This is a genomic window from Mycobacterium sp. AZCC_0083 (assembly GCF_014202335.1).
Lineage (GTDB): Bacteria > Actinomycetota > Actinomycetes > Mycobacteriales > Mycobacteriaceae > Mycobacterium.
Genome location: NZ_JACHGP010000005.1, coordinates 458068 through 482579, shown reverse-complemented (window position 1 = coordinate 482579; position 24512 = coordinate 458068). Strand labels below are relative to the sequence as shown.

Here is a 24512-nt window from a genome sequence, read left to right as displayed (position 1 = left end):
TCCCAGCGGCGCCGGGGTAGAGAAACCGTCCTGGCCCTGGTGTCGCGCACCATTGAAGCTGGAACGCCCCGAACGCAACCGCTGATCTCTTGGGTGGCCATGAAAGGGCTCCTCGGCCAGCGGATGGGGACGCTTACGCGACGGCTGCGCCCACCAGATTTCCGATGACGTAGGTGACGCCCAGAGCCAGGGCACCGCCGACGACGTTGCGCGTGATCGCGCGTTGCTTGGGCGCGCCACCCAACGCAGCCGACGCCGCTCCGGTGATGACGAGGGCTAGGAGTACCGCCGCGACCGTCACCGGTACCCGCAATATGTTGGGCGGCAGCAGAATTGCGATCAAGGGCAGGAGTGCGCCGACGGTGAAGGACAGGGCTGATGACAGGGCGGCCTGCCAGGGGTTGGTCAGATTGGTCGGATCGATACCCAACTCCACGTCTGCATGCGCGGCGAACGCATCATGGTCGGTGAGTTCTTCGGCAACTGTGCGCGCGGTTGTCGTCGACAACCCCTTGGCCTCGTACAGCGCCGCGAGTTCGTCCAGTTCCGCCGCGGGGTCCTCGCGTAGCTCTCCGCGTTCCTTATTCAGCAGCGCCTGCTCGGTGTCACGCTGAGTGCTGACAGAAACATACTCTCCCAACGCCATCGAGACGGCCCCCGCGACCATTCCTGCGACTCCTGCGGTCAGGATCGGGTCTCGAGACGCCGTTGCTGCGGCAACTCCGACCACGATGCCTGCCGTTGAGACGATCCCGTCGTTGGCGCCCAAGACGCCGGCCCGCAGCCAATTCAGTTTCGATGACACCGAGCCCACATGTGGCTCGGCGGGATGGGACGTGGTCGACATGGTCGCAACGCTAGACATCGAGGTGGGCCACCGCCAGCAAACGTAGCCTAGCCAAAGGGTCCACGACTGTCCTTGGCTATACGGGTCGCTGCGCCGCTGGCGATGATCGTGACGGCTGTAATGAGGTACTGAGCCACGCGTTTCAGCTTCACCGCGCTTCCCGAATGTGGACGGCGGCGGTGTCAGGGCGTTTCCGAGCGAGCAACCGATTGCTCTCCCCAGGTTGCCTTCGCTCCCGAATCTCCGATGCGATAGACCTGTACTGTCGTCGCTACGCTCGCGATGATGACGACGCCCGCGATGAGCCACCGCGCAAGGGGTTTCACGGATCTCCCGCGCGCCTCCCGGAGATGGACTACTACGAGCAGCATCGCTGCGGCCGTCAACGCGATGGCGAAGTACAGCATCGTGTCGCCCAGCTCGGTGTGGGCGTGCAGTAGCGGCGACCGGCCCTTGAGCTTCTCCAGCCATTCGCCCGCGTCCGTCGTCAAGGGGGTCAGAAGTGTCGTGATGACGGTGAGCGTCAGCACCAGCCATACCAATCGTTGGCGTGCTGCGGGCCACAGCGCACAGATGATCGCGAGAATGGCGGTGAGCGGAGCCAGGACGACGATGAAGTGCACGAGTAGAACGTGGGCGGGTAGCCCGTTGAACGTCGACAAAATTGTTTCTCCTCGAAACGATGTGGGATTGCGCGAAGACACGATCTCGTTCGATCTATGAAGAAGGGCCTCGCTTTCGGTCGGCGGATGCCGGTTCGTCGGTGATCAGTGAGAGGGCAAGCCGAGGGCAGCGGTCAACGGCGTTGTGCGCCTGAGGAAGTGCCGAGGGTGGAACCGCGGGCTCGCGGGAGCCGTCTCGCGCGATGGGGTAGCCCCAGTCGTCGCGGTGAAGGAGCCGCGGCAACAGTTCGGTGCACAGGCCGCGTCCGTCGCAGCGCGTCCAGTCGATGTGCAGGCGTCGCGGGCATGGCGTGTACGGCGTCCTCACAGTGCTCCCGAGTCGGGGCGTGGTGAACGTCCGTTCGGCACCGATGCCAGGGCGGCTTCGCATCCGCCCTGGCGATGGTGGGTGACGTCGGAGGCGAAGGCGTGCAGTGCGCTACGGGCCAGGCGCGCGGTTCCGTCGGGGTGCCGGCAGGCCCCGCGGCCGTCGACGAGGTCGCTGACCCGGTGTATCTCCTCGACGAGGAGGTCGTCGACTCGGCCGTAGGCGAGGTCGTCGAAGAGCTGGCTCAGTCGGGGCAGACCGTTCAGGCAGGGGCCGCATTGGCGGGCGCTGTGTTCGGCGAGATAACCGAGGATGTCTGCAGTGTGCGCGAGGCCACATTCGTCGCGCCCGAGTGCGTGAACGATGCCTGCGCCCGGACTGGCCCGCAGAGGTGCGAGGGAGGACTTCGACAACCGGACGCCGGTCAGCGTCTCGGTCGGGATCCAACTGCCGTGGTAACCGCCGATGAGGACCGCACGCAAGGTGCGATGGTCGCTGAATCCGAACCGCCCGGTCACGTCGGTCAACAACGCTCCGGTGGGCACTTCGACGACGCATCGCTTGTTCAGCGCACCCGACAGCGTGACGAGCATGGAGCCTGGTTGCGTCCGGTCACCGATCGAGCGGAACCATTCGGCTCCGTACCGGGCGATCAGGGCGACGTGGGCGAGTGTCTCGACGTTGTTGATCAGCGTGGGCCGGCCCCGCACACCGGATGCGGTGGTGAGGAGCTTGCGGTCGCGGGGGAGTGCCGGACCGCCCTCGATGCGCCTGACGACCGCCGACTCCTCGCCCGAGATGAAACTGTCGGGAGCCTCGACGGCGGCTACTCGGTACCGGTCACCTCGTGCTGTCGCCCTTTCATCGATGGCGTGCTGCACCGTCGAGAGCAATCGAGACGGGACGTAGATGTACACCTTGTCGGCCGCCACCGCTGCGGCGGCGACGTTCAGGCCGTCGAGGACGAGGTGGGGTGCGCGCGACAGCAGCGCGGCGTCCTTGTAGCTGAGGGGCTCGCCCTCGGCACCGTTCCCGATCACGACCGGTTTGCGGCCGCTGACCGATGCGATCTTGCGGCCGGTCGGGAAACCGGCACCACCCCGGCCGGTCAGACCCGACTCATGAAGCGCGCCAACCAAATTCGTTCCGGCCGAGCCGGGCAGCGCGCCGAACTGCGCACGGTGTTCGGCCAGGCTTGGTCCGTGGGCGGCGAACAGACGATCAGTCGTCGGGGTTTCAGCGGGGTGGTGTCGTGGTGTGGTCACGGACGATGAAGTCCCCGTGCGAATGCGTACTCCGTGTAGTTGGCCCGCAGCCGCCATGCCAGGGCGACGGCAACCGTCAGCGCACAGGTCGCCGCGACCAGCAGAAACCACGTGTGACCGGAATCGGTTCCGTTGCCGAGTGCGTGGGCCAGGGCGATCGGCCAGAGCGCATACGTCGCCCAGTGGACGGCGCGGAAGACCCGCACACCCAGTCGGTGGCGCAGCAGGCTGGTGGCGATCACGACGACGAGCACGTCGAAGGCGAGGGTCCCCAAGCCGAGCCACAGGGGTCGATAGGCCCCGAGGAACGGTACGGCGAAGTCGATGAGCCGTAGTTGTGCATAGGGATCCAAGAACAGCAGCGCGATGTGGAGCGCCACCAGGAGCGTCCCGGCCAGCGCGGCGAACCGATGGACGTCGGCGACGGCGAATCTCGGCAGCACGAACAGCCGCCGACCCGATCGCGTGGCGATGCCCAGTGCCACCGAAATGGTGAGGAACCCGAGCGCCGTGACCCCGGTGCCGCGGCCCAGTGCCCAGAAGGCTTCGTCGGTCATCGGACAGCGTCCGGGTCGGGTTCCGGCCATCCGCCGATGGTGTGCACGCCCCGGTCGCGGTCCACCAGTCGCGCGGGGACATCGAGGGTCCGGATCCAATCCAGCGCACGCCACCCGCGGACGATCGCGGCCGTGCTCACGGTGTTGGCGGCAAGGCAGCTTTGCGCGGCGACGCTGACGGTGCGCCACACCGAATCCGCTGAGCGGCTGGTCTGCGGGTCGATGATGTGGTGAACCAGTTCCTCGCCGTGTCGCCATCGCCGGCGAACCGTGCTCGAGGTAGCGAGTGCGGTTCCGCCCGGCAGGGCCACCGAACTTGCCGGATCCTCGTCGGCGTCGTGGACCAGTACCTGCCACCCGTCCTCGGGTGATGATCCTGCGGTGGCGATGTCACCGCCGAGATTGATCAATACACCGGTCCCGGTGGCGTGGTGGACGCGCTGGGCGCAACGGTCCGCGGCGATTGCCTTGGCCGTGGCTCCGAGATCGAGCACGATCCCCGATGGCACCGTCACCACCCGACCTTTCAGCGCAATCATCGACCAGTGCGCAGGCACACTGACGGACATGGCCGGCTGCCGCTCGCGATCCAATGCTGCGATGTCGCGGTCATAGCCGAGGGCGATCATCGCGCCGCCAATCGTCGGGTCGACGTCACCATCGGTCTGGTGGGCCGCGACGAGGGCTGCGGCCAGCATCTCTGCCAGCACCTCGCTCACGTAGGTGGGCCGACCGGCTGACGCGGCGAGAGCATTGATTTCGGAGTCGGGCCGGAAGCGCGACGCGGCCGCTTCGATGGCGTCGAGTTCGGCATCGACTTCCCGCCGCGCGCAGGCCCGCGAATCCGAACCGGTGACGACGAGCTGCATGTCCGTACTCCACCGTTGCCACCGGGTTGTCGTGGTCTCCTCGTCGGCGATCCGGTCTGCGGCGGTGGTCACGAGCCGCCGGATCTCGTTACGGGACGGGAGTAGTTCGGGGAATTCACCGTCGTTGGGGTGGTCAGGCGCCGCGGGGTCGTCGGCGTCACGGTGGCCTTGGGAGTCGGTATCTGATGGGTGACGGGGACCGGGGCCTGCTCGACGGTTTGTGCGGGTGTGTACTCGGGCACCGGTTGATAGGTCCTGACCGGGGGTTGATCAACCGTGGTCTCGAGGGTGACCTCCGGCGTCGGCGCGTCGATTGTGGCGGGCGGCGCCAACTCGGTGGGCACCGCGGCGTCGACAGGGATGTTCACCACTGGCGGCCTGAAGGTGTCGGCATATGCAAGCGACGAGGCGCCCGCGACACCTGCGGCGCCGATGCCGACCAGCACCCACGAGGTGACGGTGGCGCGGCGAAAGCCCAGCCGAGGTGAGTCCATGTCCCGAAGGGTGTCATCGGCTTCTTACAGCCTTCGAAGAACTGGCGTGGCACGCTCGTGAGGTGGCCGACGGACACCCAGCTCAGACATTGCTGATCGTCGAGGACGACCGTGCGCTCAGCGTGATGCTCGCCGAACTGTTCACCGAGGAGGGTTATCTCGTCGACGTCGCGCACGACGGCCAGCAAGGGCTGCACCGTGGCCTCACCGGCCGCTACGACGCCGTGATCGTCGATCGAGGGTTGCCGGTGATGGACGGTGCCGATCTCGTCGCCGTGCTCCGATCACGTGGTGTCGCCACCCCGGCGCTGGTGCTCACCGCTCGTGGGTCCGTCGCGGATCGGGTTGAGGGCCTTGACGCCGGTGCGCAGGACTATCTGCTCAAACCGTTCGAGATACCCGAACTGCTCGCCAGGGTACGGGCACTGCTGCGACGGCCCGACGGTCGTTCGACGCTACGCGTTGGTGGTCTCTGCCTGGACCGCCTGACGCGCAGGGTCACCGGCAGCGCCGTGGGCGGCGACGGGGTCGAACTGTCCGAGCGTGAGGCGGCGCTGCTCGGCGTTCTGATGAGCGCCCCGAGACAGGTTTTCACTCGGGGCCAACTGCTCGAGAGAGTATTCAATGGTGTCGACTCTTCCGGCGCCGTCGACACCTACGTCCATTATCTGCGCCGCAAACTCGGCCGCGACGTCGTGCGCACGGTGCACGGTACGGGCTATCGCCTCGGAGCCGGATGACGCCGCTCGGCGTGGTTCAACGTGCCGGACGCATCGCCGCGGTTCAAGCGTCGCTTGCGCTGGCCGGGTTGTTGCTGGTGGTGGGCGCCGTCATCTTCTTCGTCGACGTCCGTGTGCAAGGCCAGCAGATCACCTCCCAGCTGAACTCGGTTGCCGCGAGCGCCGACGACGTCAACGATCCGCCGCCGGGAACGATCCTGATCCTGCGGGATCGCTTGGGAAAGGTGCAGGCCAGCACCGATGGTGTACCGGCCGCGGAGCTGCTCGCACGTCCGGTCGGATTCTCCGACCATCAGTTCGGCGGCGCTCACTACCGTGCCGTCGTAGCCGACAAGCCGCAGGGCCGCGTCGTTGCGCTACTCGATCTCGGTCCCTACGACTCCGCTCGGAGTCGTCTGCTGCTGTCGCTGGGTATCGCAGAGCTCGCCGGAATCGTGGCGTCCGTCGCCGTCGTCGTGCTGCTCACCCGACGGTCGATCCGCCCCCTCGCCGAGGCTTTGGCAATGCAACGACGTTTCGTCGCGGATGCCTCGCACGAACTTCGCGCACCATTGACGGTGCTGCACACCCGCATCCAGTTACTCGCCCGCCGCTTCGACGACGCAAACGCCGAGCAGACCAAGGAACAAATCGACGCGCTCGCTGCCGACACACGCGCACTTGGTGAGGTGATCGAGGACCTGCTTGCCTCCGCCGCCATGACCGAAGAGGACGCACCCCGCGATCGCATCGATCTCGCAACTGTCGCTCACGTTGTCCGCGACAGCATGTTCCAGCATGCCGAGACAGCTGGGGTGAGCCTCGTCGTCGAACCCGAGGGCGTCGTCGTGGCCGCCGAAGATCTCGTCGTGCTCGGGTCGGCGTCCGCGCTCCGCCGCGCGATCACCTCGCTAGTCGACAATGCACTCGCGCACGAGCATCCGGGCGGAACGATTGCCATCGCAATCCGGCGCCACAAGGACAACGTCCACATCGACGTGCGTGATGACGGCGTCGGAATCGACCCCTTCGACGTGGACACGTTGTTCACCCGCTTCTCACACGGACAAGCGCACACCGCCACCGGAGATCGTCAGCGCTACGGCATCGGCCTGGCACTCGTTCGAGAGATTGCGCACGCGCACCGCGGCGAGATCACCGTGACGCAGACACCCGGCGGCGGAGCCACTTTCACACTCATCATTCCCGCCGCGACTCTCGACGCCTGACCCCATCACCCGTCAGCGGGTACGGCGGATCCGGGCACGCCGGTGCCCTGCATGCGCCGGGAGTGAACACGACGGTGGCGAGTGAAGATGGCCATTGTCTGGCCAGTTGGTCACAGCTCTGAGATTCGGGATCAATGACAACGCCGGGGTGTCGTGGATCGGTTGGGTTTAGGCGACGCTGGTGTCATGACGGTCCAGGAGCTCGCTAGCGGATCTGCGGGAGATCGAACATGGTGACCAGGCCGGGATCTTCGAATACGACGATGCGGGTGATGCCGGTGGCAGTGACGGTGAGCACCGCGATCCCGAATGCATGCAAGCTGCCGTCCTCGCCTCTGTAGTACGCGGCGGCGGCGGGCTGGCCGTTGGCGTCGATGGCCAGCATGCGCCAGTCGCCGGGCGATCCCAGAACTTGGGTTGCGATGAACGGCAGGCAGGTCGTGCGGCCGGCAAACCAGGTCCGCGATCCAATCATCTCTAGTGCGGCGTCGTGCCTTAGCGCTTCTTCCAACATCGACGGGTCGGCATTTTCGAAGGCAGCGATGTACTGCTCGAGCAGCGCGCGGGCTTGGGGTTCGGTCGGTTCGACTACGTCGTCGGCGCTCGGGGCCGCCTCTTCGATCCGGGCGCGGGCTCGCTGTAACGCGCTCTTGACGGCCGGGACGCTGATGCCGAGCATGGTGGCGACCTCGGCGGCCGGGAACGCGAGTACATCGCGCAACATCAGCACCGCGCGCTGCTGCGCAGGCAGGTGCTGCATGCTGGCGATAAGCGCCAACCGCAGACTCTCGCGCAACGCGACGACGGCTGCCGGATCGTCGGATGGCGAGCTCACCAAGGCAGTCGGAATCGGCTGGAGCCACGCCACATCCGGCCCCGCCGAGACGGGTTCGGCGTAGGGATCGTCGGCGGGACCGCCGAGCGCCGACGGTAATATGCGTCGGCTGCGGTGTTGCAGGGCGGTGAGGCAGGCGTTGGTGGCGATCCGGTAGAGCCAGGTACGTATCGACGACCGGTTTTCGAATCCACCGTAGGACCGCCACGCCCGCAGGTAGGTCTCTTGCACAGTGTCCTCTGCGTCGTGCACGGAGCCGAGCATCCGGTAACAATGCGCCATCAGCTCGCGTCGGAACGGTTCGGTGTCGCGGGCGAACTCTCCCTCGCCCGCCGCGAGATCTACGGCACTCATGCGGTCGCCGGAACGGGTGGCCACTGGTAGACCTTCTCCGGTGTGATGCGCACGATCAGCCGATCGGCCTCGGGCTCGGGCGGCGGCGTGGTTCCACCCATGTATCTGTCGTACATCTCGTACAGCAGCGACTTCTCCGGGTCCTCGGTGATATTGACATTCCCGCGGATCTCGACATACCGGCCTGTGTCGGTGTCCCGCACGAGAAGGCTGATCCGTGGGTCGCGCATCATGTTTCGTGTCTTCAACCGGCCCTTGATGGTGCTGAACAGCACCGTGTCGCCGTCACGCTTGACGAATATGACCGACGACTGCGGTCGGCCATCGACATTCGATGTCGCGATTGTTGCCACGTGCGGCCCGTCGAGGACCGCCCGCGCCACATCGTTGAGGTTTACCGTCATCGCCGTTCCTATCGTTGATGAATCCTGCGTATACGGATCTGGGTGCGGTCGGGAGTGATGTCACGGCCACCTCCACATGAATAGACCGGTAAGTCGCCGGAAAGGAATCGCTGGCGGCAAGACGCAACGGGGAGCGCGAGCCCCGGCGCGCGTTTCACCCCGGGCACGGAGCGGTGATCCTTTGACGCGCCGCCGAGCTGATGATGTCGTTCGACTGCTCCAGATTCGTAGGGATTCGGCTAAGGATCGGACAGCACCTGTGCGATCTCCCAGACGTGCCCGGCGGGTCGGCGAACGCGGCGGTGCGTCGGCCCCACGGCTGATCCACCGGGCCGTTGATCATCGTCACATCGTGCTGCTCAAGTTCGGAGATCACTGCGTGCGCGTCCGTGACGTTGACGGTCAGCAGCGAACGGACGCCGATGCTCTCCGCGGCCACGGAGGCGGGCGCAATCAGGTCGTGTGCCTCGAACGCCACCAGCAGGTTGATCATCACGTTCTTGAGCTTGAGCACCGCGGACTCGTCGTCCTCGGAGATCACCTCCAGGCCGAATACGTTGGTGTAGAAGGTCTTCACCGCTGGTAGGTCCTCCACGAACAATGTGATGACCTCAAGTTCATTCAGTGCCTTGATCACATGCTCGCCTCCACTTGCGCTGTACAGGACTACAGCCCGATGGCAGCACTGCCGTGCGGAGCTGGTCAGCCTGAGATGATTTCGAGCTCCTGCCGCGCGTTGAGCAACATGACGAGTGCACCGCTTCTTCGTTGGCCACGCCGCGATCCTTGGGTCGTGGACGGGTTCACTTCGAACACCGCGAGAGGTTTGGTGTGCCCGGTTTCGTCAAACGGGGGTGACGCGGTAAGGGTAGTTGGCCGTTAACCGTGGCGACTATTGCCGGACGGAGTACAACTGTCAAAAGCTATGGATGTCAGCACATCTCACGCGTCGACTCAACAACTCACAGCCGAACCCGTCACCGCAACCGACCCTCGACCGGCGGTGAAGTACGCAGCGGTGAAGTACGCAACCGAAGCGATCGGAACATTCTTTCTGGTAGTCACCATTGGCACCGCGGTAGGCAGTCACAGCCCTCTGGCCCCGCTGGCCATCGGCGCGGCGCTGATGGTGACGGTCTACGCCGGTGGCCATCTCTCGGGTGGGCACTACAACCCCGCGGTCACTCTGGCCGCGCTGATACGCCACCGGATCGGTATGCGTGATGCGCTCGGATACTGGCTGAGCCAGATCGGTGCCGGGCCGATCGCGGCGCCACTTGCGTAACTCCTGCGAAATAGCCTGTCCAGGTTGACAAATCGAGTTGCGGTCGGCCGATAGTGCGAGGACTATTTGGATATGCGAATCAAACGGAGAGATTCGGATCGTCCGTGTCTGGGGTAACTGCGGGCCGCCTCCAGGGTTTCAGCCGAGCACACCTTGACGCTGGGTCCCGGCCGGTCCGGCCGCACTCGGCCGCGGCCGCCATGCTCGCCCACCTGCTGTAGTTGGAGATTGCACGATGGTTCGTAGGACGCTTGTACTCGCGATCGGCTCGGTCGCGCTCGGGGTGCTCGGATGCTCGCCTGCTGGACAGTCACAGGTACCAACCGCAACGGCCACGAAAGAGGACGTCGGCAGCGCCGGATTGCCTCCGCCGCTCGTGGTACCGGCAGGGAACAGACTCACCTCGTCGCTCGACGGTTCCGGTGTGCAGGTCTATCAGTGTGTCAAGGGCCAGTGGACGCTTTTGCAGCCCGCAGCCATCTTGACCGAGGGCGGTAAGCCGGTCGGTTTGCACTTCAAAGGCCCGGTTTGGGTCTCCACGGTCGATGGCAGCGAGGTGGGTGCGGCACCGGTGGCGACGGTCACCCAGAGCGGCGCCATACCGGAACTGCTGCTCAAGGCCAACCAGAATCAGGGAGAGGGCATGTTCAGCAAGGTGACATACGTTCAGCGGCTACGGACCTCGGGTGGCGTGGCACCGGCCGGATCGTGCCCGGAGGGGTCGCAACAGGCCATTCGGTACTCGGCGGTCTACCGCTTCTGGTCCGCCCCCTGACCGCTCGAACGAGGTCGACGGTCCGCATGGTGACCGGGTGGCTACAGTCGACCGACTACGAAGCTCGCGGCTTGCGCCGCCATACCGTTTGCAACATACGAGCCGTGAGCGCCGGTCGGTGGTCCAGGGGGAGCGCCGTTGCAGATCGTGTCGCCGGGCGCGCACAGGTCGATGGTCTTCGGGACGTAGAGCGGGCCGATCGTGATCTGCGGGGCGCCGGAGTCGCCGAGAAACCGATTCGACGGTTTGCCGAACAAGGTCACTGCGGCCACGTGGGCGGCTACCTCGGGCGGCATGGGCGGGGGTACGAACGCGGCAGGAACTCCAGGGGGCACGTCGGGTGAGGTGACAAAGCCCGCAACCGCCGCGCCCTGCGAGAACCCGCCAAGCACGATCCTGGTGCGGGGACAGTCCGCGGCCGTTGCCTGGATGTGGTTGGTCGCATCCCTGATGCCGTCGATGACGCTCAGGGCGAACTGCAGAGGGTCGCCAAAGTCGTCGCTGGCGGCGTAGTTGACGGCGTACGCGTCGACCGACCTCGCACCAGTCTTCGAGCGCAACGCATCAACGAAGCCCTGCCCGATTCCGCCGACGCCGGGTGGCTCGTCGGTGCCGCGGGCGAACACCACTTCGACGTCGGGGCACGGTTGCGCGTGCGCGGGCGGGGCCGAGGTGCCCAACATTGCCCACGTAACGATGAGAGTTGCGACGAACGCACGGATCATTAGGCCACCAAGCACTCCAAGAGTCCGTCCGTTGGTGTTGATCAAGACCATCTCGCTTCCATCACTCGCGGGCCGCGGTCCTCCCCGACGATGCTACGCAGCCGGGAGATGTGCGGCAGCGCTGCGGGCATGGGTGGCCGCGCGCGCAGAGTCGCGCCTTGGGGGACGGCTGGACCTACGCAGTCGGTGATCGTCGCGGAAGCCACGTGAGCCGAAATTGGCGGAAATCATTTCGCGAAAGCGCATGCGCAAGCGCTTGCCCAGTACCTAGGCTCCTGAACAACACGCGGCGCGACCGGCGTCGCATCGGGGACAAGGGAGTCCAGATGTTCGGAAAGCGCAACAGAAACTTGCACGTGGTCGGGACGGTTCTCATGGCAGGCTCGCTGATTCTCGGTCTGACCGCCTGCGGCGGATCGAGTTCGGACAGCGTCAAGGTCGGACTGATCACGAAGACCGATTCGAACCCGTACTTCGTGAAGTTGCGTGAGGCCGCCCAGGCGCAGGCCGACAAGGACGGCGCCCAGTTGATCGCGCTGGCGGGTGCGTTCGACGGTGACAACGAGGGCCAGGTCGCGGCCATCGAGAACATGGTCGGCCAGGGCGTGAAGGGCATCCTGATCACCCCGAACTCGTCCACCGGTGTGCTCGACGCGATCAAGAAGGCGCGTGACGCCGGCGTCGTCGTCATCGCTCTCGACACCGCGACCGACCCCGAAAACGCGGTCGACGCCACCTTCGCCACCGACAACAAGGCCGCGGGCGTCAGCCAGGGCAAGTGGGTGAAGGCCGCACTCGGCAACGCGGCGCCTCAGGTGGTGATGCTGGACGGAACGCCGGGTGGCACTGTCGACACCTTCCGCCACGATGGATTCCTCGAGGGCTTCGGCATCACGAACGACTCACCGGAGATCGTCGGCCGGGAGAACACCAACGGTGACCAGACCAAGGCGCAGACCGCGATGGAGAACATTCTGCAGCGCGCTCCGGGCATCAACGCGCTCTACACCATCAACGAGCCGGCAGCCGCCGGTGCGTACCAAGCGATCCAGTCCGCGAACCGCGCCGCGCAGATCACCATCGGGTCGATCGACGGAAGCTGCACCGGTGTTGCGGACGTGAAGGCCGGAAAGATCGGCGCCACGGTGATGCAGTTCCCGGCGAAGATGGCCGAGCTGGGTGTGCAGGCCGTGGTCAAGTTCGCCAAGGACGGAACCAAGCCCAGCGGATTCAACGACACCGGGTCGCAGCTGATCACGGACAGGCCCGTGCCCGGACTCGAGTCGCAGGACACCGCATGGGGCGAAAAGAACTGCTGGGGCACAGCCAGCAAATGACCACTGGCGCTCCCGCTACCGCGACGCCATCGGTGTCGAGTCGATTCAACGTGGGGAGCATCCTGCGTGAACCGTTGCTCGGTCCGCTGGCGGCGCTCGTCATCGCCATCGTCATCTTCAGTGCGGTCTCGGATTCGTTCCTCAATCCGCAGAACGTGTCGCTGATCCTTCAACAGTCGGTGGTCGTCGGCATTCTCGCCGTGGGCCAGACGCTGATCATCCTCACCTCCGGCATCGATCTCTCGATCGGCGCGGTTGCCGTCTTCGGAACCATCGTGATGGCGCAGAGTGCGGGCGCCAACGGACCGGTCGTGGCGCTCGGGTCGACGCTCCTGGTGTGCGTGGTCTTCGGTGCGGTCAACGGCGGGCTCGTCACGACCCTGCGATTGCCACCGTTCATCGTCACGCTGGGAACGTTCACCGCGATACAGGCGGCCACCCGCCTGCTCGCGGGCTCCGAGACCTACCGCGTGGAGAAGGGACCGCTCACCTTCCTGGGCACGTCCTTTCGCATCGGGTCGTTCTCGACCACGTTCGGCGTCGTGGCGATGCTGCTGGTCTACCTCGTGATGTGGTACGCACTGTCCCAAACCTCTTGGGGCAAGCACATTTACGCTGTCGGTGGCAATCCGCAGGCCTCGAATCTCTCGGGCATCAAGTCCGGGCGGGTGCTGTTCTCCGTCTACGTCACGACGGGTGTGATCGCCGCCATCGCCGCGTGGGCTGCTCTCGGGCGAATCCCGAATGCCGACCCGAACGCGTACCAGAACGCCAATCTCGAGACCATCACCGCGGTGGTCATCGGCGGAACCAGTTTGTTCGGTGGGCGCGGAGGCGTCGGCGGCACACTGGTGGGCACGTTGATAGTCGGCGTTCTCCGCAACGGTCTCACTCAGGCCGGCGTCGACAATCTCTACCAGAACATCGCGACCGGCATTCTCGTGATCGTCGCGGTGGCCGTGGATCAATTCGCACGCAGGAGATCACAATGACCATCCCGACGAGCGGCGTACCCGTTCTCGAAGCGCGCGGCCTCGTCAAGAAGTACGGCAGCGTGACGGCCATCAACGGAGCTGACTTCGAGCTCCGCGAGGGCGAGGTCCTCGCGGTCATCGGCGACAATGGCGCCGGAAAGTCCAGTCTCATCAAGGCTTTGGCAGGCGCGGTGATCCCAGACTCGGGTGAGATCCTGATGAACGGAACACGCGTGTCGTTCAGGAACACCCGAGACGCCAGGGCAGCCGGAATCGAGACGGTGTACCAGGATCTCGCAGTGGTACCGGCTCTCGACATCGCGTCGAATCTGTATCTGGGACGCGAGGTGCGACGAAAAGGTATCGCGGGCAGCCTGTTCCGCCGACTGGACATGCCGAGAATGCGCCAGGAGGCGTCGCAGCACCTTGCGGACCTCAAGATCGGCATCAAATCCGTGAACCAGGCCGTGGAGACGTTGTCCGGTGGGCAGCGTCAGGGTGTCGCGGTGGCGCGGGCTGCCGCGTTCGGCCGCGGCGTGATCATCATGGACGAGCCGACCGCTGCTCTCGGCGTTCGGGAGTCAGGACAGGTCATCGACTTGATCCGGTCGATCCGCGACCGCGGTATTCCAGTGGTGCTCATCAGCCACGACATGCCGCACGTGTTCGAGGTGTCCGACCGGATCCACATCCATCGACTCGGACAACGTTCCGGCGTCGTCGATCCCAAGAAGCGCTCGATGTCTGAGGTAGTCGCGCTCATGACTGGTGCAGAGGAGCCGACCGATGAGGAACGCGCCGGTCTCTGAGAAGGCTCCCGTCGGGGTCTTCGTCGGGTTGGCGACTCTCGACGTGATTCACCGCATCGCGAAAGCGCCTGCGGTGAACCAGAAGATCACGTCGACCGCTCAGTTCGTCGCTGCGGGCGGACCCGCCGCGAATGCGGCCGTCACCTTCGCGGCACTGGGCGGCGACGCGATCCTCGTGACCGCCCTCGGCGACGATCCGCTCGCCGATTTGATCCGAGCCGACCTCGCCGCGTACGGCGTCAGCGTTCTGGATGCGGCGGCGGGCACCACCCGAGCGGTGCCCGTCTCCGCGGTGTCAGTCGTCGAGTCGACGGGTGATCGATCGGTCGTCTCGCTCGACGCCGTGAACTCCGACGCGCCGCCACCTGGAGACCTCGGTGACCTCGTGGCGGATGCCGACGTGGTGCTCGTCGACGGGCACCACCCCCTGATCGCCAGTGCTGCCGTTCGACAGACGGCTGCACGGGGCATCAGACTCGTCGTCGATGCCGGCCGATGGAAACCGGTGATGGACGACATCATTCCGTACGCAACGGACATGGTGTGCTCCAACGACTTTCGAATGCCGGGCGTCGGCGGCCCGGGGTCTACCGCCGCGGCGCTGGTCCGCAGCGGTGTTCGCACCGTCGTCTCCACGCACGGCGGCGATCCCGTCGAGTGGTGGTCGGACGGCGCGTCCGGGTCCGTACCGGTGGAACCGGTGGTGGTTGTCGACACACTGGGCGCGGGCGATGCCTTCCACGGTGCGTATGCGTACTTCTCGACCCGGCTCGAGAGCGGCGTCGCCGAGCGCATCGATCGCTCAGCTCGCGTGGCGGCACTACGGTGTTCGGTGGTCGGGCCTCGGGCATGGCTGAGCGAACTCCTCACTGAGCTGACTCGAAAGCGAGAACGGTGACCATCGAGCACGACGTGCAGGACGCCACACTGGACCAATTGCTGGACTCGGCCAAAGCGCTCGTCGTTCCCGGCGAACGCCGCATCCTCGGTCTTACCGGAGCCCCGGGAGCCGGGAAGTCAACCGTCGCAGAACAACTCGTCACCGCTCTGGGCTCGGATACCGCAGTGCTCGTTCCCATGGACGGTTTTCATCTGGCCAACGAAGTCCTGATCGACGTGAGGCGTCGGGATCGCAAGGGCGCGCACGACACGTTCGACGACGGCGGGTACGCCCGGCTGATCGCGGCCCTTCGAGCACAGCGCGTGGGCGACCCAGTCGTGTACGCGCCCCGGTTCCGGCGCGAGCTCGAAGAGTCGATCGGCTCGTCCATTCCCGTCCCGCCGACGGTGCCGCTGGTCGTCACCGAGGGCAATTACCTTCTGCTGGAATCCGACGCATGGCCGGCGGCACGGGCCTGCATCGACGAGGTGTGGTTCTTGGCCCCCGACACCGACGTTCGCCACGCACGGCTGCTGTGCCGACACGAGGCGCACGGCAAGTCCCCTGAGGACGCGGCGTTCTGGGCCTTCGGCTCCGACGAGCGCAATGCCCAACTGATCGAGTCGACCGCAGGGCGCGCGGACCGGATCGTGCGACTCCAATGACCACGATGGTCGACGTCGCCCGCATCGCCGGCGTCTCCGCGTCCACGGTCTCGCACGTGCTGAACGGCACGCGCAAGGTCGACAAGGCCACTCGCCTGCGCGTCGAGGCGGCCATCGAGAAGACCGGGTACCGGCGCAACGTCGTCGCACGATCACTCGCGGCAGGGCGCACGCACACGGTCGGACTCTCGATCTCCGCGCTGACGAACCCGTACTTCGGGAGCCTGGTCCATGCCGTGGAACGGGCGCTGTCGGACGCCGGGTACGTGCTGATCGTCGGAGATTCCCACGACGACGTGGATTCGGAGAAACGCGTCACCGGCTCACTTCTGGACCGGCAGGTCGACGGGATGATCGTGGCACCAGCGGCCGGGTCGGAGCGGGTCACTCTCCCCGAAATCACCCGCACCGGAACCCCTCTCGTTCTGATCGACCGCGGCCTCGACATCGAGTGCGATCAGGTCGGCCCGGAGAACTTCTCGTCGGCGCGGTCGTTGACCGAGCACCTGCTCGACCTCGGACATCGTCGGATCGCCGTCGTGCGCGGGATTGCCGGGATCTCGTCCACCACTGAGCGATTCGATGGTTATTCCACGGCGCTCGCAGACCGCGGTATTGCGGTCGACGCCGATCTGGTCCTCGACGGCTACTCCAACACAGACGTGGCAGAACGCGAAGTCCACTCGCTGATGTCGGGGGAGAGCCGGCCCACCGCGCTGGTGTCCTTGAACAACGCCATGACCATTGGGACGCTCAAAGCCGTCCGCAGTCTTGGTTTGACGATTCCGGCCGACGTGGCATTCGTGTGTTACGACGACTTCGAATGGTCGGACCTCTTCGAACCCAAGCTCACCGCGGCGGCACAAGACGTCGAGACGATCGGCGCCACCGCGGTCCAACTGCTCTTGGACCGTATTCGGGGACACGATGGCGCGCCGCAACGAATTCGCGTGCCGACGACGTTCCACCATCGCAATTCGTGCGGATGCACTTAACGCTCACCGATAGGACCTCCGATCATGCCGATGGCAACACCCGATCACTACGTTGCGATGCTCGATCGCGCCAAGGAGGGTGGGTTCGCCTAGCCAAGCCGTGCGCTGAGATTGCCCGCGGCCTGGCACACCGCGGCGCCGAAGCCGGCTTCGGATTCCTGGGTCAGGCGGCTCATCGGGATGTTCACACTGAGGCTCGCGATCGGCTTCTCGTGACCTCCCATGACGGCTGCGGCAACCGAGCCCACGTCGGACCTCCACTCCCCACGATTGACGGCGAACCCCCGTTCCCGGATCGCGGCCAGCTCGGCGCGCAGCTCGTCGGGGTCGGTGATCGTCGTGTCGGTATAACGCGGCAGCTCGTCGACTAGCAGTGGTCTGAGGACCTCGGAACTGCTATTCGCGAGTACCGCCTTGCCGTTGGCGGACGCGTGCAGGGGTAGTGCGTGCCCGAGCGCCATGCTGGTGCGTACCGGTTTGTCCGTCTCCAGCCGCTCGATCAGGACCATCTTGCCGTCCTCGGGGACCGTCAGGTGAATGGTTTCCCCGGTGCGCCGGCGCAGCTCCTCCATGATCGGCAAGGCCGCACCGCGCAGATCGAGATCGCCGCTGGCCCGACCGCCGACCGCGAGCGCCCTGGTGGTGATCACCCACCGAGTGACCTCGCCCGCCGCCGGTCGAATCCACCCAGCTGTGTGGAGCGTGACCAGCGCACGCTGCACCGAACTCTTGGGCATGTCGAGTACACGAGCCAACTCGCCGACGCCGATCGGCTGCCGTGACGCGACCTCTTCCAACACGCGGAGCGTGTTCAGCACGTTTCGCAATGTCTTGACTCCTCGACGGCTCATACCTACTATCGCCGGACCTTTTCACGGCACATTGTGCCATCTCACAGCACAGAATGGAACTTGGTGTAGTGACCGCTCACAGTGGACGGCATTTCCTGCAAATCCCCGGACCGACCAACGTCCCCGACCGGGTGCTGCGCGCCATCGCGCAACCGACCATCGACCACCGCGGACCCGACTTCGCCGAGGCCACCCGGGACTTGTTGCAACGGGTCAAACCGGTGTTCGGCACCAGCGGTCCGGTCGTCATCTATCCCTCTTCCGGCACCGGGGCATGGGAAGCGGCGCTGGTCAACACCCTCTCGCCCGGCGATCGCGTGCTGGCGTTCGAAACCGGTCACTTCGCCAGCCTGTGGCGTGAAATGGCGGAGCGCCTCGGGCTGGTCGTCGACTTCGTTCCCGGGGATTGGCGGCGGGGTGTCCAGCCCGCGGCCGTCGCCGAACGGCTCGCCGCCGACACGGCACACAGCATCGCGGCGGTGATGGTCGTACACAACGAGACCTCGACTGGAGTCGCCAGCCGGATACCGGACGTCCGGGCAGCCATCGACGAGGCGGGTCATCCTGCGCTGCTGCTCGTCGACACGATCTCCTCGCTGGGGTCCATCGACTACCGGCATGACGACTGGGGTGTCGACGTGACGATCAGCTGCTCGCAGAAGGGGCTGATGCTGCCCCCGGGCTTGGGCTTCAACGCGATCAGCGAGAAAGCGCTCGCCGCCGCACCGGAGGCGGGGCTGCCGAAGGCTTACTGGGACTGGGCGCCCATTCTGGAGGCCAACGAGCGCGGTTTCTACCCCTACACGCCGGCCACCAACCTGCTCTACGGCCTTCGGGAAGCGTTGCTACTCCTCGAAGAAGAGGGGCTGCCCAACGTGTTCGCCCGGCACAACCGCCACGCCGAAGCGACCAGGGCAGCCGTCCGGGGCTGGGGCCTCGAGGTCCTGTGCGCCGACGAGCGCGAGTACTCCAGTTCCCTGACCGCCGTTTTGGTGGGAGCGGAACACGATGCGGACAAGGTCCGCCAGATCATCCTGGACCGCTTCGACATGTCACTGGGCACCGGCCTGAGCAAGCTCGCCGGGCGCGTGCTCCGGATCGGCCACCTCGGCGACTTCAACGACCTGACGCTCGCCGGAACTCTCGCCGGCGTCCAGATGGGGCTCGAACTGGCCGGCGTGGACGTCGACCCCACCGGGCTCCAAGCCGCGCTGGAGGTGTTGCGTGCCGAATGAAACCCCGGCGCGTACCGGCTTTTTCGACGACGAAAGGAAGTGAGCAGCGGTCCATAGCGGTTTCTCGGTGGATCACGTCGTAAGCCCGCTACGGGCGCACGGCGGATCCGCGAGGTCGGCGCCGGAACCCGGCGTCTCCTCCTGCTCTCGACTCTCAATGCTGTGCCCCAAGCCGGCGCCGACTGCGCCGACGCACCTACAAGGAGGTAGGTAGTTGATCGAGCGTGCCCCTCGGCGCCTGTCCGACATGAAGCGATGGACCTATATCTTGCCGGTCATCGTCTTCATATATGTCATCTGTTACATCGACCGAACGAACATCAGTTTCGCGCTGCCCCACCTCAAGACCGACATGCATCTCACGGGGGCTCAACAGGGTCTGGCGAGCGGCATCTTCTTCTGGGGGTACCTGCTTCTGCAGATCCCCGGCGGATACATCGCCGAACGATGGAGCGCGAAAAGGTGGGTCGCGATCCTATTGGTGCTGTGGAGTGTGGCCGCGATGGCCTCCGGCTTCACCCACACCTTCGGCGAACTCATCTTCGCCCGTTTCCTCCTCGGGGTGGCTGAGGGTGGCGTGCAACCCGCACTGATGATCACCATCCGGCGCTGGTTCCCATTCGCCGAACGAAGCAGGGCATACGCGATCTTCAAGCTGTACACACCGATCGCGGCGATAGTCGCCGCCCCGTTCTCCGGCATCATCCTGACCTACGGGGACTGGCGCTGGATGTTCATCATCCAGGGCGGGGCTCCGCTGGTCGTCGGGCTGATCGCCTGGCTGGCGGTGGTCCGCGACACGCCCGCCAAAGCGGGCTGGCTGTCCGAGACCGAGCGCAACTTCATCGAGAGTTCTCTGATCGAGGAAGGCGAGCCACTCAAGCATCAGGCGACGTTCAAGGCCGCCTTCACGAGCCGGATCGTGTGGCAGTTCGCCCTCATTTACACGTTGACGCAGATGGGCCTGCTCGGCCTCACTTTGTGGCTGCCGAGCGTGCTCAAGAAGGCCTTTCACACCGACATGCAGGTGGGTTTCGTCGCGATCCTCCCCCAAATCGCCGCGGGTGCCGCCATCATTCTCGTCGGCCGGTCGGCGGATCGGCGGGGCAGCCACGTCGCCCATATGTCGGTGGTGCTCGGTGCCGCGGCGGTGATCCTCGCAGGCGCAAGCCTGATCTCCCCGCAACAGAAGTGGTTCGTGCTCGGGGCGATGATCCTCGGCACCGCGGCCTCGATCGCGTGGTACGGGCCGTTCTGGGCGACGGTTACCAAGCTCGTCCCCGTGGCGGCCGCGGGCGCGGGGATGGGCCTCATCAACGGCGTCGGCAACCTGGGCAGCTTCTTCGGGCCGTACATCGGCGGATGGCTGAGCGACCTCAGCGGCGGGGGATACGCGCTCACCCAGGCGTTCTTCGGCGGGGTATTCGGCATCGCGGCACTGCTCGTCCTGACGTTGCGCAAACAGTTGCGCGCAGCGACGACCCTCGAACCGGCCGGAACGGAGAAAGTACCGAAAGAGGAAGAACCTGCTTCGAACCCCGTGTGACTCAACTAAGCCACCGTGGCGGCGGGCCCGCCTGGCGGATCGGCCGCCGCGGTGGCGCCCGTTGCGAATGACAGCGGCGCGAAAGGACTCGTGATGACCTTCCCCACGACTGATACAGCCGCGACTGATCGGTCAGGCGTGGCCCCGCGCCTAGAGCGTGCGCTCAGCGCGGCGATTGACGGCGAGGTGGCCTTCGACGAGTACAGCCGCCACATATTCGCCCGCGACGCCAGCATGTACTCGATCACTCCGCTGGGCGTCGTGTTTCCCCGTCACGCCGACGACGTCGCGGCGACGGTGAGGATAGCCGGTGAGCTCGGCGTGCCGATCGTGCCTCGGGGCGCGGGAACGAGCCTGGCCGGCCAGACGGTGGGACCCGGCCTGGTGGTCGACCTGTCGCGCCACCTGAACCGGATCGCGGAGCTCGACCCGGTGGCCCGCACCGCGCTGGTGGAGGTCGGGGTGGTGCAGGATCAGCTCAACCAGGCCGCCGCCGCCCACGGGCTGATGTTCGGCCCGGACACCTCAACCAGCAACCGGGCCACGATCGGCGGGATGATCGGCAACAACTCCGCGGGAAGTGGCTCCCTGACGTACGGCATGACGATCGATCACGTGCGGGCACTGGACGTGGTGCTCTCCGACGGCTCGCGCGCCCGTCTGGAACCCGTCGACGAGGCCGAGCGGAAACGCAGGGCGACGGCGGAGACGCTGGAGGGCCGTATCTACCAAGGGCTTTCGGATCTGGTCGGCGCGAACGAGCAGATCATCCAGGCCGGGATGCCTGCTTTCTGGCGACGCGCGGGCGGTTACCGGCTCGACCGACTGGTGGGCTTCGGGGATGACAATCCGTTCGATCTGGCCAAGTTCGTGGTGGGTGCGGAGGGCACGCTGGTGATCGTCACCCGCGCTCTCGTGGACCTGGTGCCCAAGCCCGCGCGCACGGTCTACGCCGTCGGCCACTTCACCGACACCGCGAGCGCAATCGCGGCTACCACGGATGCGTTGAGCTGCGGACCCCACCAGGTCGAGCTGATGGACCGCACGATCCTGGACCTGTCCCGGCAGAAGATCGAATACGCCGAGCTCGGAAATATCCTCGTCGGCGACCCGGGTGCACTGCTGTTCGTCTCGTTCACCGGTGACGACGAAGTGAGCCAAATCGCCAAGCTGGACCGGCTCGACGGGCTGTGGCGGCAGAACGGGCACGGCTACCACACGCTGCGCGCGATCAATCCCGCCGATCAAGGGGCGTTGCTGAAGGTCCGCAAGTCCAGCCTGGGCTTGCTGATGGCCGCCGGCGAAGGCACTCGCCGCCCGCTCGCCTTCGTCGAGGACACCGCCGTCGATCCCGCTCAGCTGGCCGATTACACCAGGCGGTTCAAGGAGATCCTCGACGACCACCAGCTGGAGGCGGGTTTCTACGGCCACTGCTCGGTCGGCTGCCTTCACGTCCGCCCGTTCGTCGACCTGACGAAACCAGACGAAGTGATCAAGATGCGCATGGTCGCCGAAGCGGTCAAGGATCTCGTCGCCGAGTATGGCGGGGTCAACTCCAGCGAACACGGAGACGGCCTTGCCCGCAGCGAGTTCAACCGGGAGATCTTCGGCGACCGCCTGTACGAGGTGATGCGCACGGTCAAACGCATCTTCGATCCTGGTAACGGCATGAACCCGGGCAAGATCGTCGACGCGCCACCGATGACCGAGAACCTGCGCGACCGTGACGCGCTGCCGCCCGCCCAGCCCGTGACGACGGCGCTGCGGTTCGAGGTCGTCGGCGGCATGCGTGGCGCCGCAGATCGCTGCATGAACATCGGCCTGTGCCGGAAGTCCACTTCGGGTGTGATGTGCCCGTCCTACATCGCGACCAACAACGAGGAGCACTCCACCCGCGGCCGGGCCAACGCGCTGGTGAAAGCACTGTCCGAACCGGACCCGCACGCCGCTCTTGGCGGCGAGCGGCTGCACGAGATCCTCGACCTGTGCCTGATGTGCAAGGCCTGCAAGAGCGAGTGCCCGATGAGTGTGGACATGGCCTCGCTCAAGGCCGAGACGCTCGCGCATCATCACGAGATCCACGGAGTCCCGCTGCGCTCGCGCATCTTCGGCTCGATCCGCCTGCTCAACAGGATCGGCTCCGCGACGGCCCCCCTATCGAACCTGCCCGGCCGGTCCGCATTCGTACGCCGGATCATGGACGGTGCGCTCGGCATCACGGCTGCCCGCCCACTGCCCGTTTTCCAGCGGGACAGCCTGCTCCGCTGGTTCCGCCGCCACCGGCGGGCCGTGCCCCGGGTCCAGGCGTCGTCCGGCACCGTCACCTGGCTCGCCGACTCGTTCACCACCTTCACCGAGCCGCACATCGGCGCTGCGGCCATCGAACTGCTGGAGCGCTCGGGCTGGCGGGTCGAGCTCGCGGGCGGCGGCTGCTGCGGTCGCTCGAGCATGTCCAAAGGTTTGCTCGACGACGCGAGGAAGAAGGCATCGGCGTTGGTCAGCTCGCTGGCGACCAACACCGACCCGGGCTCGCCGATCGTCGGCTGCGAGCCGTCGTGCCTGTTCATGCTGCGGGACGAGCACGTCGCACTGCTGCCCGGCTCGGAGTCGGTGCACGCGGTCGCGGGCCGGGTCAGGCAGGTGGAGGAACTGCTCGTCGAAGCGATCGACGAGGGTCGGCTGACCCTGCGCGCGGATTCCCGGCTCGCGGGGCGGCGGATCCTGTTCCACGGTCATTGCCACCAGAAGGCCGAGGTCGGCACGGCCGCCTCGATGGCCTTGCTGCGCCGGATTCCGGGCGCGCACGTCGTGGAGATCGACGGCGGCTGCTGCGGGATGGCCGGCTCGTTCGGTTTCGAGTCGGAGCATTACGACATGTCCATCACCGTCGGCGGGGACCGGCTGTTCCCGGCGCTCGCGGCCGAGCCGGAGGAAACGATCGTGGCCGCGACCGGTGTGTCGTGCCGGCAACAGATCTTCCACGGAGCTGGCCGCACCGCGTGGCACCCGGTCGAGCTGGTACGCGAGGCGTTGGCCGGCCCCGGCCAGGAATAGGAGACACAATGCGTCTTGTTCGCTACTCGCTTGACGGGAGGACCGGGCGTGGCGTGGTGGTCGGGGATGTAGTGCACGAGTTTCCCGGCGGGAATGCCAAGCCGGGCAACGTGGTGGGGAAGCTGGCGGAGCTGACGTTGCTCTCCCCATGCGATCCCCGCACGATCGTCTGTGCCGGTAGCAACTACGCCGGTCAGATCGCGGAGAAGGGCAGGCCCTGGCCGGAGCAGCCACCACTGTTCCTCAAGTCCCACAACGCGATAACCGGCCCGGACTCGGTCATACTGCGGCCTACGGAGGTCCGGCGCTTGGAGTACGAGGGCGAGCTGGCCGTCGTCATCGGCCGCACCGCCCAGGACGTGCCTGCCGATCGTGCGGCGGACTTCGTGCTCGGCTACACCTGCGCGAACGACGTCACTGCGCACGACTGGCGTGACGACGGACAGTGGACCCGCGCGAAGAGCTCCGACACCTTCTGCCCAATGGGGCCGTGGATCGAGACCGACATAGCCGATCCGTCGGCGTTGCAGATCACCACCCGGGTCGGCGGCCGAGTCGTCCAAGACGGATCGACCTCGGACATGGTGTTCGGGATAGGCGAGCTGCTGGCGTTCGTCACTCGATGGATCACGCTCGAACCCGGGGACGTGCTGCTGACGGGCAGTCCTGCCGGGGTAGGTCCGATGGTGCCCGGTGACATCGTCGAGGTCGAAATCTCCGGTATCGGCACGCTTCGCAACACGGTGGCGGACCGGGGCTGATCGAACCCCGATTCACTTCGTACGGCGGGAACCATGAAGGCGGAGGACAAATTGACG

The 24512-nt window shown here is 66.0% G+C and carries 26 protein-coding genes; 14 read left to right on the top strand and 12 right to left on the bottom strand.

Translation table 11 applies throughout. The features are described 5' to 3' along the window. Positions 1–133 precede the first annotated feature (133 nt). The 7 genes from HNP02_RS15460 to HNP02_RS15430 form a co-directional block, all read right to left on the bottom strand. The gene (locus tag HNP02_RS15460; RefSeq protein ID WP_184439790.1) at positions 134–847 is read right to left on the bottom strand and encodes a VIT family protein; all 714 of its coding nucleotides are present in this window, start codon (positions 845–847) and stop codon (positions 134–136) included. A gap of 182 nt (positions 848–1029) precedes the next feature. After that, the gene (locus HNP02_RS15455) at positions 1030–1509 is read right to left on the bottom strand and encodes a DUF2231 domain-containing protein (protein ID WP_184439788.1); all 480 of its coding nucleotides are present in this window, start codon (positions 1507–1509) and stop codon (positions 1030–1032) included. Between the two features lie 55 nt (positions 1510–1564). Then, positions 1565–1900 (bottom strand): ferredoxin, encoded by a 336-nt coding sequence (locus HNP02_RS15450; RefSeq protein ID WP_184439786.1) that lies wholly within the window; start codon positions 1898–1900, stop codon positions 1565–1567. Beyond that, positions 1834–3102, bottom strand: coding sequence for an NADH-ubiquinone oxidoreductase-F iron-sulfur binding region domain-containing protein (locus tag HNP02_RS15445; RefSeq protein WP_309241567.1), 1269 nt, complete (start codon positions 3100–3102; stop codon positions 1834–1836). Before HNP02_RS15445 ends, HNP02_RS15450 begins: the two co-directional genes overlap by 67 nt. Beyond that, positions 3099–3659 (bottom strand): ferric reductase-like transmembrane domain-containing protein, encoded by a 561-nt coding sequence (locus HNP02_RS15440; protein WP_184439782.1) that lies wholly within the window; start codon positions 3657–3659, stop codon positions 3099–3101. Before HNP02_RS15440 ends, HNP02_RS15445 begins: the two co-directional genes overlap by 4 nt. Continuing rightward, the gene (locus HNP02_RS15435) at positions 3656–4600 is read right to left on the bottom strand and encodes an FAD:protein FMN transferase (protein WP_309241566.1); all 945 of its coding nucleotides are present in this window, start codon (positions 4598–4600) and stop codon (positions 3656–3658) included. Before HNP02_RS15435 ends, HNP02_RS15440 begins: the two co-directional genes overlap by 4 nt. Beyond that, positions 4597–5022 (bottom strand): hypothetical protein, encoded by a 426-nt coding sequence (locus HNP02_RS15430; protein ID WP_184439780.1) that lies wholly within the window; start codon positions 5020–5022, stop codon positions 4597–4599. Before HNP02_RS15430 ends, HNP02_RS15435 begins: the two co-directional genes overlap by 4 nt. Before the next feature lie 62 nt (positions 5023–5084). On the opposite strand from HNP02_RS15430, the gene HNP02_RS15425 reads away from it, so the two are divergent. Further along, positions 5085–5762, top strand: a complete 678-nt coding sequence (locus tag HNP02_RS15425; protein ID WP_184439778.1) for a response regulator transcription factor — start codon at positions 5085–5087, stop codon at positions 5760–5762. Next, on the top strand, positions 5759–6970 hold the full coding sequence (locus tag HNP02_RS15420; RefSeq protein WP_184439776.1) for a sensor histidine kinase KdpD: 1212 nt from the start codon (positions 5759–5761) through the stop codon (positions 6968–6970). The genes HNP02_RS15425 and HNP02_RS15420 overlap by 4 nt, the downstream gene beginning before the upstream one ends. 205 nt (positions 6971–7175) lie before the next feature. Here the strand turns inward: HNP02_RS15420 and HNP02_RS15415 are convergent, their stop codons facing one another. The 3 genes from HNP02_RS15415 to HNP02_RS15405 all read right to left on the bottom strand — a co-directional run bounded on the left by HNP02_RS15415 (position 7176) and on the right by HNP02_RS15405 (position 9200). Next, a complete protein-coding gene (locus HNP02_RS15415) occupies positions 7176–8159 on the bottom strand; it encodes a sigma-70 family RNA polymerase sigma factor (RefSeq protein ID WP_184439950.1) in 984 nt (327 codons plus the stop codon). Continuing rightward, positions 8156–8563: a PPOX class F420-dependent oxidoreductase gene (locus tag HNP02_RS15410; protein ID WP_184439774.1), complete on the bottom strand. Its 408-nt coding sequence runs from the start codon at positions 8561–8563 to the stop codon at positions 8156–8158. Before HNP02_RS15410 ends, HNP02_RS15415 begins: the two co-directional genes overlap by 4 nt. A gap of 154 nt (positions 8564–8717) precedes the next feature. Further along, positions 8718–9200: a VOC family protein gene (locus HNP02_RS15405; RefSeq protein WP_221317611.1), complete on the bottom strand. Its 483-nt coding sequence runs from the start codon at positions 9198–9200 to the stop codon at positions 8718–8720. Positions 9201–9488: 288 nt separating this feature from the next. On the opposite strand from HNP02_RS15405, the gene HNP02_RS15400 reads away from it, so the two are divergent. Beyond that, positions 9489–9848: an aquaporin gene (locus HNP02_RS15400; protein ID WP_184439772.1), complete on the top strand. Its 360-nt coding sequence runs from the start codon at positions 9489–9491 to the stop codon at positions 9846–9848. A gap of 235 nt (positions 9849–10083) precedes the next feature. Then, complete coding sequence (locus tag HNP02_RS15395) at positions 10084–10623, top strand: DUF3455 domain-containing protein (protein WP_184439770.1); 540 nt, start codon at positions 10084–10086, stop codon at positions 10621–10623. 41 nt (positions 10624–10664) lie between these two features. Here the strand turns inward: HNP02_RS15395 and HNP02_RS15390 are convergent, their stop codons facing one another. Further along, positions 10665–11348, bottom strand: a complete 684-nt coding sequence (locus HNP02_RS15390; protein ID WP_184439948.1) for a cutinase family protein — start codon at positions 11346–11348, stop codon at positions 10665–10667. A gap of 326 nt (positions 11349–11674) precedes the next feature. Between HNP02_RS15390 and HNP02_RS15385 the strand changes: the two genes are divergently transcribed. Genes HNP02_RS15385 through HNP02_RS15360 form a run of 6 tightly spaced genes read left to right on the top strand, consistent with a single transcriptional unit; the run spans position 11675 to position 17008 of the window. Further along, on the top strand, positions 11675–12685 hold the full coding sequence (locus HNP02_RS15385; protein WP_184439768.1) for a substrate-binding domain-containing protein: 1011 nt from the start codon (positions 11675–11677) through the stop codon (positions 12683–12685). Next, positions 12682–13677 (top strand): ABC transporter permease, encoded by a 996-nt coding sequence (locus HNP02_RS15380; RefSeq protein ID WP_184439766.1) that lies wholly within the window; start codon positions 12682–12684, stop codon positions 13675–13677. The genes HNP02_RS15385 and HNP02_RS15380 overlap by 4 nt, the downstream gene beginning before the upstream one ends. Continuing rightward, positions 13674–14468, top strand: a complete 795-nt coding sequence (locus HNP02_RS15375; RefSeq protein WP_184439764.1) for an ATP-binding cassette domain-containing protein — start codon at positions 13674–13676, stop codon at positions 14466–14468. Before HNP02_RS15380 ends, HNP02_RS15375 begins: the two co-directional genes overlap by 4 nt. Then, positions 14446–15366, top strand: coding sequence for a PfkB family carbohydrate kinase (locus HNP02_RS15370; RefSeq protein WP_184439762.1), 921 nt, complete (start codon positions 14446–14448; stop codon positions 15364–15366). The genes HNP02_RS15375 and HNP02_RS15370 overlap by 23 nt, the downstream gene beginning before the upstream one ends. Beyond that, positions 15363–16013, top strand: coding sequence for a nucleoside/nucleotide kinase family protein (locus HNP02_RS15365; RefSeq protein WP_184439760.1), 651 nt, complete (start codon positions 15363–15365; stop codon positions 16011–16013). The genes HNP02_RS15370 and HNP02_RS15365 overlap by 4 nt, the downstream gene beginning before the upstream one ends. After that, complete coding sequence (locus tag HNP02_RS15360) at positions 16010–17008, top strand: LacI family DNA-binding transcriptional regulator (protein WP_184439758.1); 999 nt, start codon at positions 16010–16012, stop codon at positions 17006–17008. Before HNP02_RS15365 ends, HNP02_RS15360 begins: the two co-directional genes overlap by 4 nt. A gap of 89 nt (positions 17009–17097) precedes the next feature. On the opposite strand, the gene HNP02_RS15355 is transcribed toward HNP02_RS15360, so the two are convergent. Next, on the bottom strand, positions 17098–17826 hold the full coding sequence (locus tag HNP02_RS15355) for an IclR family transcriptional regulator (RefSeq protein WP_309241565.1): 729 nt from the start codon (positions 17824–17826) through the stop codon (positions 17098–17100). Between the two features lie 101 nt (positions 17827–17927). Here HNP02_RS15355 and HNP02_RS15350 point away from each other — a divergent pair, with 101 nt between their 5' ends. The 4 genes from HNP02_RS15350 to HNP02_RS15335 all read left to right on the top strand — a co-directional run bounded on the left by HNP02_RS15350 (position 17928) and on the right by HNP02_RS15335 (position 24455). Then, the gene (locus HNP02_RS15350; protein WP_184439756.1) at positions 17928–19094 is read left to right on the top strand and encodes an aminotransferase class V-fold PLP-dependent enzyme; all 1167 of its coding nucleotides are present in this window, start codon (positions 17928–17930) and stop codon (positions 19092–19094) included. 214 nt (positions 19095–19308) lie between these two features. After that, positions 19309–20640 (top strand): MFS transporter, encoded by a 1332-nt coding sequence (locus HNP02_RS15345; protein ID WP_184439754.1) that lies wholly within the window; start codon positions 19309–19311, stop codon positions 20638–20640. A gap of 93 nt (positions 20641–20733) precedes the next feature. Then, complete coding sequence (locus tag HNP02_RS15340) at positions 20734–23694, top strand: FAD-binding and (Fe-S)-binding domain-containing protein (RefSeq protein WP_184439752.1); 2961 nt, start codon at positions 20734–20736, stop codon at positions 23692–23694. 8 nt (positions 23695–23702) lie between these two features. Next, positions 23703–24455, top strand: a complete 753-nt coding sequence (locus tag HNP02_RS15335) for a fumarylacetoacetate hydrolase family protein (protein ID WP_184439750.1) — start codon at positions 23703–23705, stop codon at positions 24453–24455. Positions 24456–24512 lie beyond the last annotated feature (57 nt).

Bases quoted from the DNA above. Each gene is read 5' to 3' on its own strand.
- HNP02_RS15460 (WP_184439790.1), bottom strand. From the start codon at position 847: ATGTCGACCACGTCCCATCCCGCCGAGCCACATGTGGGCTCGGTGTCA.
- HNP02_RS15450 (WP_184439786.1), bottom strand. From the start codon at position 1,900: ATGCGAAGCCGCCCTGGCATCGGTGCCGAACGGACGTTCACCACGCCC.
- HNP02_RS15440 (WP_184439782.1), bottom strand. From the start codon at position 3,659: ATGACCGACGAAGCCTTCTGGGCACTGGGCCGCGGCACCGGGGTCACG.
- HNP02_RS15430 (WP_184439780.1), bottom strand. From the start codon at position 5,022: ATGGACTCACCTCGGCTGGGCTTTCGCCGCGCCACCGTCACCTCGTGG.
- HNP02_RS15420 (WP_184439776.1), top strand. From the start codon at position 5,759: ATGACGCCGCTCGGCGTGGTTCAACGTGCCGGACGCATCGCCGCGGTT.
- HNP02_RS15415 (WP_184439950.1), bottom strand. From the start codon at position 8,159: ATGAGTGCCGTAGATCTCGCGGCGGGCGAGGGAGAGTTCGCCCGCGAC.
- HNP02_RS15410 (WP_184439774.1), bottom strand. From the start codon at position 8,563: ATGACGGTAAACCTCAACGATGTGGCGCGGGCGGTCCTCGACGGGCCG.
- HNP02_RS15400 (WP_184439772.1), top strand. From the start codon at position 9,489: ATGGATGTCAGCACATCTCACGCGTCGACTCAACAACTCACAGCCGAA.
- HNP02_RS15395 (WP_184439770.1), top strand. From the start codon at position 10,084: ATGGTTCGTAGGACGCTTGTACTCGCGATCGGCTCGGTCGCGCTCGGG.
- HNP02_RS15390 (WP_184439948.1), bottom strand. From the start codon at position 11,348: ATGATCCGTGCGTTCGTCGCAACTCTCATCGTTACGTGGGCAATGTTG.
- HNP02_RS15385 (WP_184439768.1), top strand. From the start codon at position 11,675: ATGTTCGGAAAGCGCAACAGAAACTTGCACGTGGTCGGGACGGTTCTC.
- HNP02_RS15380 (WP_184439766.1), top strand. From the start codon at position 12,682: ATGACCACTGGCGCTCCCGCTACCGCGACGCCATCGGTGTCGAGTCGA.
- HNP02_RS15375 (WP_184439764.1), top strand. From the start codon at position 13,674: ATGACCATCCCGACGAGCGGCGTACCCGTTCTCGAAGCGCGCGGCCTC.
- HNP02_RS15370 (WP_184439762.1), top strand. From the start codon at position 14,446: ATGAGGAACGCGCCGGTCTCTGAGAAGGCTCCCGTCGGGGTCTTCGTC.
- HNP02_RS15360 (WP_184439758.1), top strand. From the start codon at position 16,010: ATGACCACGATGGTCGACGTCGCCCGCATCGCCGGCGTCTCCGCGTCC.
- HNP02_RS15340 (WP_184439752.1), top strand. From the start codon at position 20,734: ATGACCTTCCCCACGACTGATACAGCCGCGACTGATCGGTCAGGCGTG.
- HNP02_RS15335 (WP_184439750.1), top strand. From the start codon at position 23,703: ATGCGTCTTGTTCGCTACTCGCTTGACGGGAGGACCGGGCGTGGCGTG.